Below are 18,747 nucleotides of genomic sequence, written 5' to 3'. Positions count from 1 at the left end.
AGAAGTGGGGAAATTACAGGGTAGGTGAAGCTGTTCCGCTTTTGCTTCGTCTAGCTACGAGAGCAGGGACTGCGCCGTAAGCGATAAATCCCTACGGAAGGATAGAACGCCTTCCTCCGGGCTTTCTCGCTTACTTCTCCGTCCCTAACCGGCACTCTCCGCTTTTGGTTTGTCGTCTAGCTGCGGGAACCAGAAACTGCGTTGTAAGCAATGAATCCCGCCGTGGGGAAATCACCCATTCTGGGCTCCCTTGCTTACCACTTCGTTTCTTAACGGTTCCCTCCGCTTTTGGTTATCGTCTAGCTCCGAAGACCAGAAACTGCGTTGTAAGCGATAAGTCCCTGCGGAAGGAATACCACCTCCCTCCGGACCTTCTCACTTACCACTCCGTTTCTTACCGTTCTTCTCCGCTTTTGGTTTTTTTTAACCCCTTTTGTCGAATGGGTGAAGTGGCGGGGGATTTGTAGTAAGATAGAGATACAACATTTTTATAGTACTTGAGGTTTTTGTCGTACTAGTACTTGGAGGATTAAAACAGCATGGAGAAAGAATTTCGTTCTGGTTTCATTTCCATCATCGGGCGACCGAATGTTGGGAAATCAACTTTATTAAATCGTTTTGTCGGTCAAAAGATCGCTATTATGAGTGATAAGCCGCAGACGACTCGTAATCGGATTCAAGGGGTGCTCACTCAGGATGATGCACAGTTCATCTTTATCGATACGCCTGGTATCCACAAACCGAAGCATAAACTTGGGGACTTCATGGTAAAGACAGCAGAGAACACGATGAATGAAGTGGATGCTGTCATGTTCATGATCAATGCCGAAGAAGGCTATGGCCGAGGCGATCAATTTATCCTCGAAAGACTGCAGAAGGTCAATAATCCTGTCTTTCTTGTAGTGAATAAAATTGATAAAGTCCATCCCGATAAACTGCTGGAACTTATCGAGCTTTATAAGGACAAGTTGGACTTTGCTGAAATCGTTCCGATCAGTGCATTGGAAGGTAATAATACAGCGCATTTACTTGAAACTTTAAAAGGTTATCTACCAGAGGGACCGCAATATTATCCAGAGGATCAAGTTACGGATCATCCGGAGCGATTTGTCATCAGTGAGCTTATTCGGGAGAAAGTATTGCATCTGACACGCGAGGAAGTCCCGCATTCGATTGCGGTTGTCATCGAAGCGATTGAGAATCGTCACAGTACAACTGAAAAGGTATTCATCCAAGCGACGATTGTCACGGAACGTAAATCCCAAAAAGGGATCATTATCGGCAAACAGGGCAGTATGCTCAAACAAGTCGGGAAGCTGGCACGTAGGGATATAGAGATGCTGCTTGGCAGTAAGGTGTTCCTGGAGCTTTGGGTCAAAGTACAGCCTGATTGGCGGAACAAGCAAGCCCAGCTTAATGATTACGGTTTCAGCCGTGAGGAATATTGATAGCTGGTAATATTTGAAGCACATGGATTCGAGGGTAAGGTGTCATCCTAATTAGGAGTAATTGTTTTGTATGTTCATTTCTTAAAAATACAAAGAAAGGTGGACTTCCTGTGATTGATTTCCATTGGAAAATCTTTAGCAAGACCGGGAGTATCGAAACCTACTTATTGATGAAAGAAATCGAAACGATGTACAATTCACTAATACCTCCGGAGCAAGATAACATCATTGAGCTCCCGAATTATAATCGCCTTCAATCGAAAATGTAAGCAACAGGAGTGGGGAGAGCGTTGCTCCAAAATGTCGAAGGAATCATCCTGCGTACGCAGGACTATGGGGAAACACATAAAATCATCACGATTTTCACCGAGGATCGCGGCAAAATAGCTGTCATGGCCAGGGGCGCGAAAAAACCGAAAAGCCGGATGGCTGCCATCGCGCAGCCATTCATCTTTGGCTCATTTCTGGTGCAGATTGGGTCCGGTATGGGGGCGATGCAGCAGGGAGAACCGCTGCAAAGCTTCCGATCAATCCGTGAAGACATCGTAAAAACAGCTTATGCATCTTATATCGCGGAAATGACAGATAAGCTGACTGATAATAATAAGCCTGACCCTGATCTATTCCGGCAGCTGCTGCAAGTGCTGGAATGGATCAATGATGGAAAAGATGCAGATGTTTTGCGAATCATCTATGAATTGAAGATGTTCCGCCGTGGCGGCTTTGCACCGACCGTTCACCAATGTGTCAATTGCGGCAATACAGAGATGCCTTTTAGATTTTCCGTACCTGAAGGTGGCATGCTTTGCCGCCGGTGTATGCATCTGGATCCGGATGCTTATGTATTATCGGAAACAGTAACAAAGCTCCTGCAGCTTTTTTCCAGCATCGATATTTCCAGAATCGGCAATATTTCAGTAAAGACGGAAACAAAACGACTTTTGAACGAGATCCTGGATGCTTATTACGAACGGTACGGGGGTTATTTCCTGAAAAGCAAGAAATTCCTTGCTCAATTGGATAAACTTCAATAAAGGTTTGTTGACAATTAGTATGGCATTTTAGTATGATAGATGAAAATCGACGGCTTGCGTTGAAGAAGAGTAGTATCCGTCATGTTCTTTGCACAGCGAATCTGGGATAGTGGAAGCCAGAATGAAGGCAGACGGGGAAGGCGCTTCGGAGCAAAAAGGAAAAGAGTGGCTTCCATTTGGGAGCAAATAGGGTGGAACCGCGGTAATCCCGTCCCTATGCTGTGTATCGTATGCAGCATAAGGACGGGATTTTTCTTTGTCCATCCTGACGTTGATGAAAAGAAGATGGAGGGAATCCGATGAATATCCAAAACATGATTTTGACGTTACAGAAGCATTGGTCTGACCAGGGTTGTCTATTGATGCAGGCGTATGACGTAGAAAAAGGGGCCGGAACAATGAGCCCGATGACTTTATTGCGCAGTCTTGGTCCCGAACCATGGAACGTAGCTTATGTGGAGCCATCCCGCCGCCCGGCTGATGGTCGCTACGGGGAAAACCCGAACCGTTTATACCAGCATCATCAATTCCAGGTGATCATGAAACCTTCACCAGAAAATATCCAGGAACTTTACTTGGACTCCTTGCGCAAATTGGGTATCGACCCTTTGGAGCATGATATCCGATTTGTCGAGGATAACTGGGAAAACCCGACCCTAGGTGCGGCTGGCCTGGGCTGGGAAGTGTGGCTTGACGGTATGGAAATCACTCAATTCACCTATTTTCAGCAAATCGGAGGTTTGGAAGCGAAACCTGTTTCTGTTGAGATTACATATGGACTGGAACGGCTTGCTTCTTACATCCAAGATAAAGAGAATGTCTTTGATCTTGAATGGACGGATGGTGTTACGGTAGCAGATATTTTCAAGCAGCCAGAATTCGAGCATTCCACTTATACTTTTAAAGAATCGGATACGGACATGCTGTTCCAGCTGTTTGATATGTATGAAAAAGAAGCAAAGCGGATCATGGACCAAGGTCTTGTCTTCCCTGCCTATGATTACGTGCTGAAATGTTCCCACACATTCAACTTGCTGGATGCAAAAGGCGCTATCTCGGTTACCGAGCGTACTGGTTATATCGGAAGAGTCCGGAACCTAGCTAGATCCATTGCGAAGAGCTATGTAGCGGAACGGGAACGACTTGGTTTCCCGATGCTGAAAGAAGGAGCGGATGAGCATGCAGAATAAAGATGTACTGTTTGAAATCGGTTTGGAGGAAATGCCTGCCCGGTTTCTGCCTGGCACGATTGAACAGCTTGAAACCAAAACGGCAGCATGGCTGAATGAGTTGGGTCTCTCCTTTGAAAAGGTAGTGGTGCAGGGCACGCCGAGACGTGTAGCTGTTACAATCCAGTCTCTTTCGGATAAGCAGCCGGATATCGAAGAAGAAGTCAAAGGACCGGCACTGCGGATTGCAAAAGACGATGAAGGGCAATGGTCAAAAGCAGCCCAAGGTTTCACACGAGGTCAAGGTGCTTCAGTCGAGGATATTTTCACAAAAGATGTAGACGGAACAGAATATATCTTCGTGAAGAAATTTGTTAAAGGACAGCTTGCGGCAGATTTGCTGCCATCCTTTAAAGATGTATTGCTCAGCTTGCATTTTCCTAAAAATATGCGCTGGGGTTCCGGCAGCCTGCGGTATGCACGACCTATCCGATGGATCGTTGCATTATACGGGGAAGCTATCATCCCGATGGAGATAGCCGGAATTGAATCATCGAATCTTACTTATGGTCATCGCTTCCTGGGAAGCACAGTGACTATCGACAATCCTGGCGCATATGTTTCTGTGCTTGAAAAGCAATTCGTCATCGTTGATCAACAGAAACGCCAGCAGATGATCATCGATGGCATCCGTCAATTGGAGACAACAAACGGATGGCAAATTCCAATCGACGAAGAATTGCTGGAGGAAGTATTGTATCTGGTCGAATATCCAACCGTTTTCCACGGCAACTTTGCCGATAGCTTCCTTGATCTGCCCGAAGAGGTACTGATCACCAGTATGAAAGAGCATCAGCGCTACTTCCCAGTGACAGATGCTTCCGGTAAGCTACTGGCACATTTCATCGGTGTCCGTAACGGAAACAGCGAACACTTGGAAAATGTCGCCCGTGGAAACGAGAAGGTCTTGCGCGCGCGACTGCAGGATGCTGAGTTCTTCTACGCGGAAGACAAAGCGCAGCCGATTGAGAAAGCAATGGAAAAACTGTCTAAGATGGTCTATCAAGTGGAACTTGGCACTTTGCAGGATAAAGTGGATCGTGTAACGAAGATTGCGAAGATGATCAGTGAAACTGCAGGTATCGATCAGCAAACAGCACTCCGGGCCGAACGAGCTGCAAGCATCGCTAAATTCGACCTCGTGACTAATATGGTGAATGAATTCACAGAATTACAAGGTGTCATGGGTGAGAAGTATGCACGTCACTTCGGAGAAGATGAACGCGTTGCCCAAGCAATTCGCGAACAATATATGCCGCTTTCGTCCCATGGGGCGCTTCCAGAGACTGTAGAAGGTACAATAGTCAGCATCGCTGACAAATTGGACACGATTGTTGGAAGTATGGTCATCGGCAATGTGCCGACTGGTTCCCAGGATCCGTACGGCTTGCGTCGTCAAGCAGTCGGCATCATCCATATGCTTGCGAAAACAGACTGGCAGATTACCATTGAGGAAATCGTTGATCGCACAGTTACGCTGTTCGAACAGAATTCTTTGCCGACCGTTGAAAAGGATGTGTACACAGAGGATATTCGCAGCTTCTTCCACCAGCGTGCTGCTCAATTGCTGAAAGAAGAAGGCATTTCTTATGACGTAGTCGAAGCGGTTCTTACTATCCAAATCGGTAATTATCCATATACGCTTGCAAAAGCGAAAACATTGCAGGCATTGCGTCACGATGAGGATTTCAAGCCAGTACAAGAAGCTTTGGGCCGTGTCATCAACCTAGCCAAAAAAGGTACAGACCAGGGCGTGGACGAATCATTGTTTGAAAATGAACAGGAAAAACAGCTATATAGTATGCTTGAGCAAAACAAAACTGCCTACTTGGATGCTGCGTCCAAACGGCAGGCTAAAGAAGCTTTGGATACATTGGCTGCATTCGCTGACAGCATCCATGCATTTTTCGACCATACGATGGTCATGGCAGAGGATGAAAAACTAAAAACGAACCGCTTATCATTATTGAACCAATTGGCTGCACTGATCCTTAGCTACGCGGATGTGACAAAAGTACAGTGGAAGCAGGTCCAATGAGGGCAGTTCTTGGATAGAGGTGATGAACATGGATTTGTCTAAAAGACAACAGCAGATTATCGCGATTGTAAAAGAGGCGGGTCCGATTACTGGTGAGCAGATCGCCGAACGGCTCAATCTGACTCGTGCGACATTGAGGCCGGATTTGGCCATTCTTACAATGGTAGGTTTCCTTGATGCAAGACCTCGTGTTGGCTACTTCTATACAGGTAAGACAGGTTCGGAAATCATCACGGAAAAACTGATGAAATATAAAGTGGAGAATTTTCAGTCGATGCCTATCGTCGTCAAGGAAGATGATTCTGCTTATGATGCCATCAGTGCAATGTTCCTCAGTGATGTCGGAACACTCTTTGCAGTCGACCAAGATAATAATCTAGTGGGCGTTGTATCCCGAAAGGATCTGCTGCGAGCAAGCATTGGTAATCAGGTGCTGCAGGATATCCCGGTTCACATCATCATGACGAGGATGCCAAACGTAGCTGTTTGTTATCCAGATGAGCTGCTGGTTGAAGCGGCCAATCGGCTGATTGAAAAACAAATCGACAGTCTGCCGGTCTTGGAAAGATCGAATGAGGCAGGAGCAAAGGTTGTCGGGCGTATTACAAAGACGACGATTACGAAGGCTTTCGTCGAACTCGCTCGCAATGAACTTATGTAAAAGAATCCAGGAGGGGAACCGATGGAGAAACCAATCGTCTTCGTTGTATCAGATTCTGTAGGAGAAACAGCAGAGCTTGTTGTGAAAGCTGCGCTCAGCCAGTTCAATTTGGAAGCACCATTCGCTTTGCAGCGTGTTCCCTATGTAGAGAGCACATCCATATTGGAAGAAACGATAAAGCAAGCCAACGAACGCCCATCGATCATCGCATTCACGATGGTCAACCCGGATTTCCGGGCTTTCCTGACAAACGAAGCAAAAAAACATGGCATACCTTGCATCGATTTGATGGGACCACTGATGGATGCGATGGAAAATATGTTCCATCAGAAGCCGAAGCTTCAGCCAGGCCTTGTACATCGGCTTGATGAAGATTATTTTCGCAGAATCGAAGCAATCGAATTCGCGGTACGCTATGATGACGGCCGGGATCCACGAGGTATTAGCCGGGCGGATATTGTACTCATTGGTGTTTCACGTACATCGAAAACGCCTTTATCCCAATATTTGGCCCATAAACGATTGAAGGTTGCCAATGTCCCGATCGTTCCCGAGGTCGAACCGCCCCGGGAGCTTTTCCAAGTGGATCCCGCAAAATGCATCGGTCTGCGCATCAGTCCGGAAAAGCTTAATAATATCCGTAAAGAGCGGCTCAAGGCACTCGGTCTTGGAGATCAAGCGAGCTATGCCAATATCGACAGGATCAATCATGAGCTGGAGCATTTTGATAAGATTGTCGAACGAATCGGCTGTCGCGTGATTGATGTTTCCAATAAAGCAGTCGAAGAAACGGCGAATAGTATCCTGACTGTACGCAATCAACAGGATTAATTTAATTTAAAGTTAGTGTTAAATTTCTGTACAACTAGCTTGATAATGGTACTCCGGGGGAATCGTTACGAATAAATAAAAAGAGGTGACAGCAGACAATCTGTTGTTGCCTCTTCTGTTTCGTAAAACGAATCCGACCAGGAGGCCAAACATGAATAAACGACAGCAGATCCAATCCATTTATCTGATGCGGCTTTTGGCAATGTCACTTGTCGTACTCGTCCATGTAACGGGTGCCTATGCCACCGTTTTGCCTTTTGCAAGCGACGCATATGAAAAATACCACTTCCTTAACCGAATCATCCGGATAGAAGCCGGCATCTTCATTGCCATCACCGGTCTGATTTTCTTTTATCGATATAAACATAAAAAACTTACGAAAACCTTGTGGAAAGACTATTACAGGAAACGAGTCAGCTTCATTTTGATTCCTTACATCATATGGGCCCTAATGTATGAACTGCATAAAGCAGTGCTTGGGTTTGGTGATTTGCAGCCAGCTGCAATCGTAAAACGTATTATTTTTGGCGAAAGCTACTACCAGCTGCATTTCATCTTTCTCATTGTTCAAGTCTATTTGGTTCTTCCGTTGCTGATATGGCTGGATCACAGCTGGGCTTTTTTCAGGAGATACATGTTTGTTTTCGGAGGGCTGCTTCAGCTAGGTTATATTGCCTTGCAAACTTTCCTTCCACCCAGTCCGATCCCGTTATTCCTCCAGCTGATGGGTACACTGCTGCTCGGAGGCTGGATTGGCGTGCATTATGATAGGGAAAAAGCAAAAAGCAAACACTGGTCTACGTGGGTCTGGCTGCTTATCAGTGCCATGGCGGGCTCTGGCATTGCAATGTATTATTATGCTGCCGGGACACTGGGAAGCTTCGAATGGAATAACATCCTTTATGAGAGCGTAAATTATATCTTCCTTATAACAGGCTGTTATGCAATATTTAGAATTGCTGAATCGGTGACGGACAGGTTATCCGTCTCAACGCTTGCCAAACTGCAGCAGATTGCGAGCTATTCATTCGGGTATTATCTGCTTCATCCGTTAGTTCTGGATTATGTGACAAGAACTATACCCGCATACAGCAACCATCTATTTCATATTCAGATAATGCTGCGGTATTTGGCAGTGATGGGCGTCTGCTTTGTAGTTATTTATCTTTTCCATCGGTTCGTGCCTTTTGCTTCGATTCTATTCGGTAAATTACCGAGGAGCAGCGGTCGACTGAAACAGTCAAAGGCTTCTTGATTAAAGGTTAAATTGATGGCTTTTTCATTTACTTTGTATTATAATTAGTTTTTGTGAAAAAATGTTGTTAGTATGATTTATGTATAAATGGTAACCCTTGAGGTAAAAAGCTTTATAAAAATTTTACGAAAAAGGAAGGATTCCGCATTTTATTGTAGAATAAGTGAGACATGAAATCACATAACCCGATTGTCTATGTGGATGCAGATAGCTGTCCTGTAAAGCGGGAGATTATATCTGCATGTGCAACGTATCACGTTCCTGTCCGTTTTATTACCACCATCAATCACTTAGGCGGTGATTCAGATGCCTCATGGGTAGTGCTCGATCCTGTTGATCAAGCAGTGGATTGGTACATTCTGAATCACATCGGCTCTGGAGATTGTGTTGTGACACAGGACCTTGCATTGGCAACTTTGCTTACAGCAAAGGACGTAACTGTCATTACACCTCGCGGAGAGTTGATTACGGATGCTGACGCTGATGAAATCCTATTAAGAAAGCACATGCGGATCAAAAATCAACGACAGGGCAAACGAATAAAGGGACCTTCCAAGCTGACAGCTGCTGATAGAAGAAGATTCCTTACTATTTTTTCGTCTTATTGTCGAAAAATGCAGGAATCAGACGGAAGTTGTTGAATTATATAGGTTGGTGATGTGGAATGGCTGGTGCAATACCAGAAGAAGTAGTCGATGAAGTCCGCAAATCGAATGATATTGTGGATGTCATCGGTGAGCATGTCCAATTAAAGAAACAAGGGCGGAATTATTTTGGACTTTGTCCTTTCCATGGCGAGAAGTCTCCATCTTTCTCCGTGACGCAGGAAAAGCAGATATTTCATTGTTTTGGCTGTGGCAAGGGGGGGAATGTATTCACCTTCCTGATGGAACTGGAAGGCATTCCTTTCTCCCAAGCAGTCCAGCGGCTTGCTGAAAGAAGCGGGACAGACGTACCTGCCTATGTGACAGAGCAGCAGGATCGAGGACAATCCAAGGAAGAGCAGACCGCACTTGAGGCAAATGAGTGGGTAGTAAAGCTCTATCACAATCTGCTGCGCAATACAAAAGAAGGCAAGACAGGGTATGAATATCTCCTTGGCCGCGGTCTGACCGAGGAGACGATTGATACATTCCAGCTCGGGTTTGCCCCGAACAGCAGGGACTTTACCGTGAAATTCCTCGAAGGAAAAGGGTACAAGCCACAGGAGCTGCTTCACACTGGCTTGTTTTCGGCCGATAAAGAGAATAAGCCTCAAGATCGCTTTCGCGGCCGGGTTATCTTTCCGATCCGGAATCACCTTGGCAAGACGGTCGGATTTGGTGGTCGCACACTGGGCGGTGGTCAGGAACCGAAGTATCTGAACAGTTCCGAAAGCGAGCTTTTCCAGAAAGGAAGGATGCTGTTCAATTTCGATCTGGCCAGGAGTGAAATCCGAAAAACGGCTCAGGTGGTCGTATTCGAAGGGTATAATGATGTGATTGCAGCCTATCAGGCTGGGGTCAGGAACGGAGTTGCGACACTGGGCACTTCCCTGACTGACACACAGGCGAGGCTGTTGAAGCGTTACGCGGAACAAGTTGTCATTTGTTACGATGGCGATAAGGCTGGGTTTGAAGCTTCCTACCGAGCATTGCAAGCACTGCAGAAGGCCGGCAACCACGTACGTGTCGCCATGCTGAGGGATGGTCTTGATCCAGACGATTTCATCCGCGAACATGGGGCTGAAAAGTTCAAACGTTCCATCATTGATGCTGCCCTGACCGCTATGTCCTTCATGATGCAGTACTTGAAGCAGGACTACAATCTATCCATTGAAGGAGATCGCCTGCAATATGTAGAAAAAGTGTTGGATGAGATTGCACAGATTGAAAGCTCTGTGGAAAGGGAACACTATCTGCGGGAGCTGTCAAATGCAATGGATCTTTCCGTTGATACACTTGCCTCCGATCTTGCGCCCAGACTGCGTAAAAAGGAAAATAGGAAAGCCGTCAGCAATCCGGCTAAATCGCAGGTTCCAAAACAGCAGTCGCGCCATTATGAAAAAAAAATCCCAACTGCCTTTCAGACGGCAGAAAAACAGTTGCTCGCGCATATGCTTAGAACAGCGGCAATTGCGGATAAGGTTCAGGAAGAAATAGGTGCTTCATTCATAACCGAGCAGATCCAGGTGATTGCCACCCATCTCTATGCCTTTTATGAGGAGGGCCATGAGGCGGATGTCAGTCAATTCGTGTCATCGCTTGCGGATCCAGCCTTACAGCAGCTGGTCATAGAAACGGCAATGCTGCCGGTGGTCGAGGATATCAGTGATCAGGAAATCGGGGATTACATTCGGACGATCAAGCGCGAGCAAGTGAACAAGACGGATATAAGCCAGCTGCTGGCCGAGCAGCGGCAAGCCGAACAGGAGAATGATCCGATTCGTGCAGCACAGATAGCCATGAAAATCATGGAAATACGTAGAACTTTAAAAAGTTCTCTGTAACAATAGATAGCTTGATGTTTTGGAAGGAGGAGGACTTATGGCAGAAAATAAGCCAGCAGGTTCTAAAGTGAATGATACTGAAATGACATTGGAGCAAGCAAAAGATCTCCTTGTTGAAATGGGTAAGAAGCGCGGAGTCCTTGCTTATGAAGAAGTAAGCGAGCGTCTTGCGAATTTCGAATTGGATTCCGATCAGATGGATGAAATCTACGAACACTTGAACGAACAAGGTGTGGAAGTGATTGGTGAATCCGATCAGGACCCTAATATGAAGCAAATCGCAAAAGAAGAGGAATTTGACTTGAATGATTTGAGTGTACCACTCGGCATCAAGATCAATGACCCTGTACGTATGTACTTGAAAGAAATCGGACGTGTCGATTTATTGTCCGCCAAAGAGGAAATCGAACTTGCAGAAAGAATCGAAGCTGGGGACGAAGTAGCAAAACGGAGATTGGCTGAAGCGAACCTTCGACTTGTTGTCAGCATTGCGAAACGCTATGTCGGCCGTGGTATGTTATTCCTTGATTTGATCCAAGAAGGTAATATGGGCCTCATCAAAGCAGTTGAGAAATTCGATTACCGTAAAGGTTTCAAATTCAGTACGTATGCAACTTGGTGGATCCGTCAGGCAATCACACGTGCAATCGCCGACCAAGCACGTACCATTCGTATTCCGGTGCACATGGTTGAAACAATCAATAAATTGATCCGCGTACAGCGTCAGCTCCTGCAGGATTTAGGTCGTGAACCGTCTCCGGAAGAGATTGGGGAAGAGATGGATCTCACGCCGGAAAAAGTACGTGAAATCTTGAAGATCGCACAAGAACCGGTATCCCTTGAAACGCCGATTGGGGAAGAAGATGATTCCCATCTTGGGGACTTCATTGAAGACCAGGAAGCAACCTCTCCATCTGATCATGCAGCATATGAATTGCTGAAAGAACAATTGGAGGATGTATTGGATACATTGACTGACCGGGAAGAAAATGTTCTCCGTTTGCGTTTTGGACTTGATGACGGCAGAACGAGAACACTGGAAGAAGTCGGCCGTGTATTCGGCGTAACCAGAGAGCGTATCCGTCAAATCGAAGCCAAAGCATTGCGTAAGCTTCGCCACCCAAGCCGGAGCAAACGCTTGAAGGATTTCCTAGAATAAGAAGGCTGCGCTCAGCTATCATGCGTTTAACTGCATGTGGCTGGGCTTTCTTATTGCCTTTGGGAATACATACATTTTACAAAAACTGAGAGGCGAATGCAAATTCTCCCGCCAAAAATTATGGGAGGAAATCTTACAAAAAACACGTATATTTGACAAAGGAGTTGGATATAATGAACGTTTTATCATTATCGGAGCGGCTTTCGGCAGTAGCTGCCCATCTGCCTGAATCTGCCCATTTTGTCGATGTCGGATCGGATCATGCTTATCTGCCTTGCTACGTTTGTCTGAAAGATACTACAAGCCAAGCGATAGCTGGTGAAATAAATGAAGGACCTTTTCGCAGTGCTCAAAAGCAAGTTAAACTACAAGGCTTATTAGATCGCATCGATGTACGCAAAGGTGACGGTCTGGCGGTAGTGGAAGCAGATGAGGTGAAGCAAGTTGTCATTGCCGGGATGGGGGGGCCTTTGATTGCCTCGATCCTGGAACAGGGTAAGGATAAACTAGGGCGTGTCGAACAGCTTATCGTGCAGCCGAATATTGATGCCAGGGTTCTGCGGAAATGGTTCCTAAACAATGGATTCTTATTGCAAAAAGAACAGATTCTAGAAGAAGCAGGACATGTTTATGAGGTGTTAGTCGCTGAGCGGCGGGGGAAGGATATCTATCATAAGGATGAAGCCATCCGCGACAAAGAGCTTTTGTTCGGACCGATTTTGTTGAAAGAAAAAAATGAAGCCTTCCGCACAAAGTGGCTTGATTACAAGCGGAAACTTGCGCGAAATGTGGCGAACATGCAGCAAGCTCAACAAGTCGACGAAGCGAAGCTTGCATCTTTTAAAAAAGAGCTGGCATGGCTTGAGGAGGAATTGGATGAGTGAAAAGCAAATACGCATAGCGGATGTGATCAAGCATTTTGAGTCTTGGTGCCCACAATCGATTGCATATGATTGGGATAATGTCGGACTGCAGGTGGGAACGCTTGATGACGAGGTAACAGGTGTCATGACAACACTGGATGTGACCGAGGCTGTTGTCGATGAAGCAATTCGCAGCAACATCAATTTGATCATTGCTCATCATCCATTATTATTTGCTCCGCCGAGGAAACTGGATACTGACGCACCTAAGGGGCGCATCATCCGTAAGCTTTTAAAACATGATGTAACCGTATATGCTGCACATACGAATCTTGACCTGATCGAAGGCGGTGTCAATGACTTACTGGCGGATGCTTTGGAATTGAATCAAAAAAGAGTCTTTTTGCCGGAAGGGAATCAGACTTACAAGAAACTGATTGTCTTTGTTCCAAAGACGCATGAGCAAAAAGTGAAGGATGCCTTGCATGCGGGAGGCGCTGGGAACGTAGGGAATTATGAGAAAGTCAGTTTTGTTTCAGCAGGCAGCGGGTACTTCCAGCCTAATGCCGATGCACAGCCTTTCATCGGTCAAGCAGGAGAGCTGGAGCAAGTGGAAGAGGTCCGCATCGAAGTGCTTGTACCTAGTGAGAATGTAAGTCAAGCAGTAACTGCGATGATGAAAGCCCATCCCTATGAAGAAGTAGCGTACGATATTTACCCGGTTGAACAAACAGGGAAAGTATATGGGTTGGGCCGTATTGGTAAATTACCCGCACCAATGACTTTGCAGGAACTGGCTGAACTGGTAAAAGAGCGTTATGATGTCCAGCATGTTCGTTTTATAGGGGATGCATCTGCTACGGTAGAAACAGTTGCTGTCCTCGGAGGAAGCGGTCGTGACTATATCAACCAGGCCCTCAAGCAGGCGGATGTCTATATTACTGGTGACTTAACATTCCATGAAACACAGGATGCAATGGAAGCGGGTCTGAATCTGATCGATCCAGGTCATTATGCAGAAAAGATCATGAAGCAAAAAGTAGCCGACTATCTGCAGGCAGAATTCATGGAAGTGCCTATTTTTACATCTCAAGTGAACACGGATCCGTTCCGATCCATATGAAAAAACCGAGTCCGACATGGACTCGGTTTCCTTATGCTTTTTTAACTTTCACTTTCGGAAGGATTTTCTTCGGATCAACGTTGAATTCCAGCTTCACATCTTCCAGGTTTGCTGGGTCGAATTTCTCGATGAAGTTGATAACTTCCTTCGTTACAGGAGTGGGAGTGGAGGCACCAGCAGTGATGGCCACTGTTTCGACACCTTCCAGCCATTCGAGTTTCAGCTGGGAAAGGTCCTCGATGCGGTATGCCTTCGTGCCGGCAATTTCTTCGGATACTTGTGCAAGGCGATTGGAGTTGTTGCTTCGTGGATCACCTACAACTAAAGTCAAATCGGCATCTTTTGCTTGTTCGGCAACTGCTTCCTGGCGAACTTGAGTCGCCATGCAGATTTCCTGGATCATCTCTGTTTGCGGGAATTTCTCTTTTACAAGCTGCATGACGTCGTAAACATCCCATTGGCTCATCGTCGTCTGATTTGTCACGATCAGCTTGGATGCATCCAGTTCAAGTGCTTGTACGTCTTCTTCCGTCTGGACAAGATGAACCTTGCCGGGAGCGACACCGATTGCACCTTCGGGTTCTGGGTGTCCTTTTTTGCCGATATAGACGACCTCATAGCCCTCAGCAACTTTTTCGCGGATCAAATCGTGTGTGCGTGTCACATCCGGGCAAGTTGCATCAAGTACAGTCAACCCTTTATCGTGGGCGCGCTGTTTTACTTCCGGAGAGACTCCGTGTGCGGTAAATACTACTGTACCGCTGTCTATTTGTTCTAAAAGCTCCATTCGGTTCGAACCATCGAGTGTGATGACGCCTTCCGTTTCGAATGCATTGGTCACGTGCGCATTATGCACGATCATGCCTAGAATGTAGATCGGCCGGGGCAGATTTTCATCCCGTACGGCATTCTGCGCGATCACCATGGCATCCACCACACCGTAGCAATAACCTCGCGGCGCTATTTTAATTACGTTCATTCGCTGTGTTTCCCCCTTCTCCGTTTACACGGGACATCTATTTCTGGGTCTTCTCCATTATAAAGGCTATTCGGGAATATGACAAAGATTGTTTATTATCTGCGCGCAATCGTGCAAAATATGACAAACTCCTCTATAATGTAGGAGTAAGAGAATGACCAAAAGGAGTTATACATGAAAAATCATCAATTCAAACAATACGCGCTTCAGCCGACAGTCAATGAAGCGATTGATAAACTGGGCTTTTCAAAACCGACGCCAATTCAGGAAAAAGTCATCCCGGCTGTACTTCGGGGAGAAAGTGTCATCGGCCAGTCACATACTGGATCAGGAAAAACACATTCTTATTTGATTCCGTTGTTCAGCAAGCTAAAAGAAGGCGAGCAGAACGCACAGTTCGTCGTCACCGCACCAACACGGGAATTGGCTATCCAGATTTATGAGGAAGCCCGTCACTTCATCAAACTTGCCGGCAAAGAGAACGAATGGCATACAAAGCTGTTCATTGGCGGTACAGACAAAAAGAGATCGATCGAGAAATTGAAAACGCAGCCGCAAATCGTCATCGGTACACCAGGCCGAATCCTTGATTTGATGGAGGAGCAGGCTTTGGATCTGTACCCTGCCACAAGCTTCGTTGTCGACGAAGCTGACTTGATGCTGGATCTTGGATTCATCAAAGAAGTGGATCAAATTTTGACACGGATGCGTCAGGATGTTCAGTTGCTTGTCTTCTCAGCGACAATCCCTGAACGGCTGCAGCCATTCTTGAAAAAATACTTGGAAAACCCGAAGCACTTCGAAATCGGCGGTCATCTGTCCCCTGAAACGATGGAACATCGACTGATCCCGGTTCGTCACCGCGATGAAGCGGAAATGATCATGAAAATCGCAGGTGTCATCCAGCCTTATATGGCGATCATCTTCGTTAACGGAAAAGATGCCGCCAATGTCCTGGCGGCAGAATTGACGGATAAAGGCCTGGAAGTGGGCCTTTTGCATGGCGGACTGACGCCGAGGGAACGCAAGCGGGTACTGCGGGATATTCAGGAACTACGTTTCCAATATCTTGTTGCGACTGACTTGGCCGCCCGGGGAATCGATATCAAGGGTGTCAGCCATGTCATCAATGCGCAGCTTCCGAAAGAGGAGCCTTTCTATGTACACCGTGTCGGAAGGACTGCACGTGCGGGGATGGAAGGAACGGCAATCAGCCTTTATCATGATTACGACTTGGAGCTTATCCAGAAGCTTGATGCAAAAGGTCTCGAGTTCACTACTTATGACATAGCCAATGGTGAATGGAAGGAACTGAAAGCATGGAATGAGCGCGTTACAAGGAAAAAGACGGAATCAAACAATGAATCTCAAGCATGGAAACAAGTGCGGAAACCGAAGAAAGTAAAACCTGGATATAAACGTAAAATGAAGTATCAGAAAGATAAAATCAAGAAAAAGCTGGACCGACAAGATCGTTTTAAGCGGAAGTAAGGAGAAAGCAGATATATGATAATCGGATCACACGTTAGTATGAGCGGTAAGAAAATGTTATTGGGTTCGAGTGAGGAAGCTTATTCCTACGGTGCCAATGCGATGATGATTTATACTGGTGCGCCCCAGAACACAAGGAGAAAGGCGATTGAGGAGCTGAATATCGAAGCAGGCCGGGCACATATGAAAGAGCACGGAATCACCGATATCGTCGTACACGCTCCTTATATCATCAATATCGGTAATACAATCAAACCGGAAACTTTTGAGCTCGGCGTCAACTTCCTCCGCAGTGAAATCGAGCGTACCGAAGCAATCGGAGCAAAACAGATCGTGCTTCATCCTGGTGCGCATGTCGGAGAAGGAGTCGCTGCTGGTATACAGAAAATCATTGAAGGTCTGAATGAAGTATTGACTAAAGACCAGAATGTACAGATAGCTCTGGAAACCATGGCTGGAAAAGGATCTGAAGTAGGATCAAACTTTGAGGAATTGGCACGTATCATTGATGGCGTAAACCATAATGAGAAGCTGTCCATTTGCTTTGATACTTGTCATACGCATGATGCAGGCTATGATGTCGTTAACGATTTTGATGGAGTATTGGAGCAGTTCGACAGGGTCGTCGGACTGGACAGACTGAAAGTGCTCCATATCAATGACAGTAAAAATGAATGTGGAGCAAGAAAAGACCGACACGAAAATATCGGCTTCGGTCATATCGGCTATGACGCACTTCGTTATATAGTTCATCATGATCAGCTGCAGCAGCTGCCGAAGATTTTGGAAACACCGTTTGTCGGGGAAGATAAGAAAAACAAAAAAGCCCCTTATGCACATGAAATCGATATGCTGATGGCTAACAGCTTCAATCCGAATTTAAAAGAACATATCATGGCGTGAAAACACCCCGAAAAGCTAATGCTTTCGGGGTGTTTTGCTACAACTGGATGCCGTGTTCTTTTGCCAGCTGCAGGAATATTTGATGGGTTTTCTGTGCTGTTTGCGTATCGGTGATTTGAGCGAGGGCTTTCAGCATCTGCAGCCGATCGGATTCTTTGAATGGATCCAATTTGTTTTGCCGCAAGAATTGGACGATTTGGGATGCCTGCAGGGGAGTGAGGTGCACTTGGTATGCTTGGCTTTGCTCCAGGATTTCATCTACAGTAAGATTCTTTAGCTTGTTAAGGACCAGTTTATGCACAATGAAATTCATTGGAAACCTCCAGCTCTAGGATGTGGATGAAGCATAGGAATTCCTTTATCTACCTGGTTAGTTTATGCGTGTATGACACAAACTAGAACCATACCTTACCCCAGATAAGGAGGTTTCACATGGATAAGGAGCAATTCGATCAAGATGTAAAAACGAAACATGATGTGGAAACATCAGCGGAGATATCACCTGCTCAGGATAGCTACCGACGTTCTGAAAAGGAAGGCGGGCAGCAGACAACTGATTCCGGCAAAGTCTTCGGCTATATTGCCTTGATCTTATCTGTTGCATCTTTCTTTTTCGCACCGATCCTTGTCGGGGCTGCTGGTATCGTCTTCGGCGTATTGGCGAAGAGAAGAGGCGCAGATACTCTAGGGAACATCGCCTTGATCGTAAGTATTTTAGCAATTGTCATTTCCCTATTTACAGCACCATATGTATAAAAAAAGCTGACTCCAGATGGGACTGACCCCATAAGCTGAGACAAATAAAAACACCTTCAAGGTTGAAAACGGATGATTGTTATCCGAAATAATACTTGGAGGTGTTTTTTCTATGGGGACAAGAGTGAGCTATCCAGTGGAAATTAAACAGAAGGCAATCGAAATGAAAATGGCAGGTGTGCCTACAAAAGAGATTATGAACGAGCTAAATATCAAGAATAAGACACAGGTAGATACGTGGGTCAGATGGTACAAAGCAGGAGAAATTCATCGTTTTAAACAGCCAGTTGGAAAACAATATACATATGGGAAAGGGCCCTCCTATACTTCGGAATTGGAGAAGCTACAAGCAGAAAACCGTTTTTTGAGACAACAAAATGAAGTGCTAAAAAAGTACAAGGAATTGGAAAGTAAGTTGATAGAGAAACGACAGTCGAACTTGTAGAAACATTGCATAAAACAATGACAGTACAAGATATCTGTGTGCAT

17 protein-coding genes and 2 pseudogenes are annotated in these 18,747 nt (G+C 45.9%); 17 read left to right on the top strand and 2 right to left on the bottom strand.

What is annotated here, in order from left to right:
* Window positions 1-539 precede the first annotated feature (539 nt).
* The 13 genes and pseudogenes from era (at window position 540) to AB1K91_RS13425 (ending at window position 14,129) form a co-directional block, all read left to right on the top strand.
* Window positions 540-1,448: a GTPase Era gene (gene era, locus AB1K91_RS13485; RefSeq protein ID WP_413090469.1), complete on the top strand. Its 909-nt coding sequence runs from the start codon at window positions 540-542 to the stop codon at window positions 1,446-1,448.
* A gap of 110 nt (window positions 1,449-1,558) precedes the next feature.
* Window positions 1,559-1,637 (top strand): annotated as a pseudogene (locus AB1K91_RS13480) (YqzL family protein); the annotation flags it as partial.
* 101 nt (window positions 1,638-1,738) lie between these two features.
* Window positions 1,739-2,482 carry a DNA repair protein RecO gene (gene recO, locus AB1K91_RS13475; protein ID WP_413090468.1) on the top strand — a complete coding sequence of 248 codons (744 nt, stop codon included), beginning with the start codon at window positions 1,739-1,741 and terminating at the stop codon, window positions 2,480-2,482.
* A 299-nt stretch (window positions 2,483-2,781) separates the two neighbouring features.
* The gene (glyQ, locus tag AB1K91_RS13470; RefSeq protein WP_413090466.1) at window positions 2,782-3,672 is read left to right on the top strand and encodes a glycine--tRNA ligase subunit alpha; all 891 of its coding nucleotides are present in this window, start codon (window positions 2,782-2,784) and stop codon (window positions 3,670-3,672) included.
* The gene (glyS, locus tag AB1K91_RS13465; RefSeq protein ID WP_413090465.1) at window positions 3,662-5,749 is read left to right on the top strand and encodes a glycine--tRNA ligase subunit beta; all 2,088 of its coding nucleotides are present in this window, start codon (window positions 3,662-3,664) and stop codon (window positions 5,747-5,749) included. The genes glyQ and glyS overlap by 11 nt, the downstream gene beginning before the upstream one ends.
* A 28-nt stretch (window positions 5,750-5,777) precedes the next feature.
* Window positions 5,778-6,410: a transcriptional regulator CcpN gene (ccpN, locus tag AB1K91_RS13460; RefSeq protein WP_413090463.1), complete on the top strand. Its 633-nt coding sequence runs from the start codon at window positions 5,778-5,780 to the stop codon at window positions 6,408-6,410.
* 21 nt (window positions 6,411-6,431) lie between these two features.
* The gene (locus AB1K91_RS13455; protein ID WP_093727822.1) at window positions 6,432-7,241 is read left to right on the top strand and encodes a pyruvate, water dikinase regulatory protein; all 810 of its coding nucleotides are present in this window, start codon (window positions 6,432-6,434) and stop codon (window positions 7,239-7,241) included.
* A 151-nt stretch (window positions 7,242-7,392) separates the two neighbouring features.
* Window positions 7,393-8,496: an acyltransferase gene (locus AB1K91_RS13450; RefSeq protein ID WP_413090461.1), complete on the top strand. Its 1,104-nt coding sequence runs from the start codon at window positions 7,393-7,395 to the stop codon at window positions 8,494-8,496.
* Window positions 8,497-8,666: 170 nt separating this feature from the next.
* Window positions 8,667-9,137: a YaiI/YqxD family protein gene (locus AB1K91_RS13445; RefSeq protein WP_413090459.1), complete on the top strand. Its 471-nt coding sequence runs from the start codon at window positions 8,667-8,669 to the stop codon at window positions 9,135-9,137.
* Between the two features lie 23 nt (window positions 9,138-9,160).
* On the top strand, window positions 9,161-10,984 hold the full coding sequence (gene dnaG, locus AB1K91_RS13440; RefSeq protein WP_413090458.1) for a DNA primase: 1,824 nt from the start codon (window positions 9,161-9,163) through the stop codon (window positions 10,982-10,984).
* A 37-nt stretch (window positions 10,985-11,021) separates the two neighbouring features.
* Window positions 11,022-12,143 carry an RNA polymerase sigma factor RpoD gene (gene rpoD, locus AB1K91_RS13435; protein WP_093727825.1) on the top strand — a complete coding sequence of 374 codons (1,122 nt, stop codon included), beginning with the start codon at window positions 11,022-11,024 and terminating at the stop codon, window positions 12,141-12,143.
* A 173-nt stretch (window positions 12,144-12,316) separates the two neighbouring features.
* Entirely contained in the window at window positions 12,317-13,027 is a 711-nt protein-coding gene (locus tag AB1K91_RS13430) for a tRNA (adenine(22)-N(1))-methyltransferase (protein ID WP_413090456.1), read from the top strand.
* On the top strand, window positions 13,020-14,129 hold the full coding sequence (locus tag AB1K91_RS13425) for a Nif3-like dinuclear metal center hexameric protein (RefSeq protein ID WP_413090455.1): 1,110 nt from the start codon (window positions 13,020-13,022) through the stop codon (window positions 14,127-14,129). The genes AB1K91_RS13430 and AB1K91_RS13425 overlap by 8 nt, the downstream gene beginning before the upstream one ends.
* Window positions 14,130-14,160: 31 nt before the next feature.
* Here AB1K91_RS13425 and AB1K91_RS13420 read toward each other — a convergent pair whose 3' ends face one another.
* Complete coding sequence (locus AB1K91_RS13420; RefSeq protein WP_413090454.1) at window positions 14,161-15,108, bottom strand: 4-hydroxy-3-methylbut-2-enyl diphosphate reductase; 948 nt, start codon at window positions 15,106-15,108, stop codon at window positions 14,161-14,163.
* A 174-nt stretch (window positions 15,109-15,282) separates the two neighbouring features.
* Here AB1K91_RS13420 and AB1K91_RS13415 point away from each other — a divergent pair, with 174 nt between their 5' ends.
* Both AB1K91_RS13415 and AB1K91_RS13410 read left to right on the top strand, forming a co-directional pair.
* The gene (locus AB1K91_RS13415; protein ID WP_413090452.1) at window positions 15,283-16,599 is read left to right on the top strand and encodes a DEAD/DEAH box helicase; all 1,317 of its coding nucleotides are present in this window, start codon (window positions 15,283-15,285) and stop codon (window positions 16,597-16,599) included.
* 15 nt (window positions 16,600-16,614) lie between these two features.
* A complete protein-coding gene (locus AB1K91_RS13410) occupies window positions 16,615-17,502 on the top strand; it encodes a deoxyribonuclease IV (protein WP_413090450.1) in 888 nt (295 codons plus the stop codon).
* 37 nt (window positions 17,503-17,539) lie between these two features.
* On the opposite strand, the gene AB1K91_RS13405 is transcribed toward AB1K91_RS13410, so the two are convergent.
* Window positions 17,540-17,815 (bottom strand): DUF2624 domain-containing protein, encoded by a 276-nt coding sequence (locus AB1K91_RS13405; protein ID WP_413090448.1) that lies wholly within the window; start codon window positions 17,813-17,815, stop codon window positions 17,540-17,542.
* Window positions 17,816-17,934: 119 nt separating this feature from the next.
* Here AB1K91_RS13405 and AB1K91_RS13400 point away from each other — a divergent pair, with 119 nt between their 5' ends.
* Together AB1K91_RS13400 and AB1K91_RS13395 are read left to right on the top strand one after the other, a co-directional pair.
* The gene (locus AB1K91_RS13400; RefSeq protein WP_413090447.1) at window positions 17,935-18,258 is read left to right on the top strand and encodes a DUF4190 domain-containing protein; all 324 of its coding nucleotides are present in this window, start codon (window positions 17,935-17,937) and stop codon (window positions 18,256-18,258) included.
* A 112-nt stretch (window positions 18,259-18,370) separates the two neighbouring features.
* Window positions 18,371-18,747: pseudogene (locus AB1K91_RS13395) on the top strand (helix-turn-helix domain-containing protein); the annotation flags it as partial.

It is taken from the genome of Terribacillus jepli, assembly GCF_047228925.1.
In the GTDB taxonomy this organism is placed as follows: domain Bacteria; phylum Bacillota; class Bacilli; order Bacillales; family Amphibacillaceae; genus Terribacillus.
This window is presented reverse-complemented; position numbering and strand designations above follow the sequence as displayed.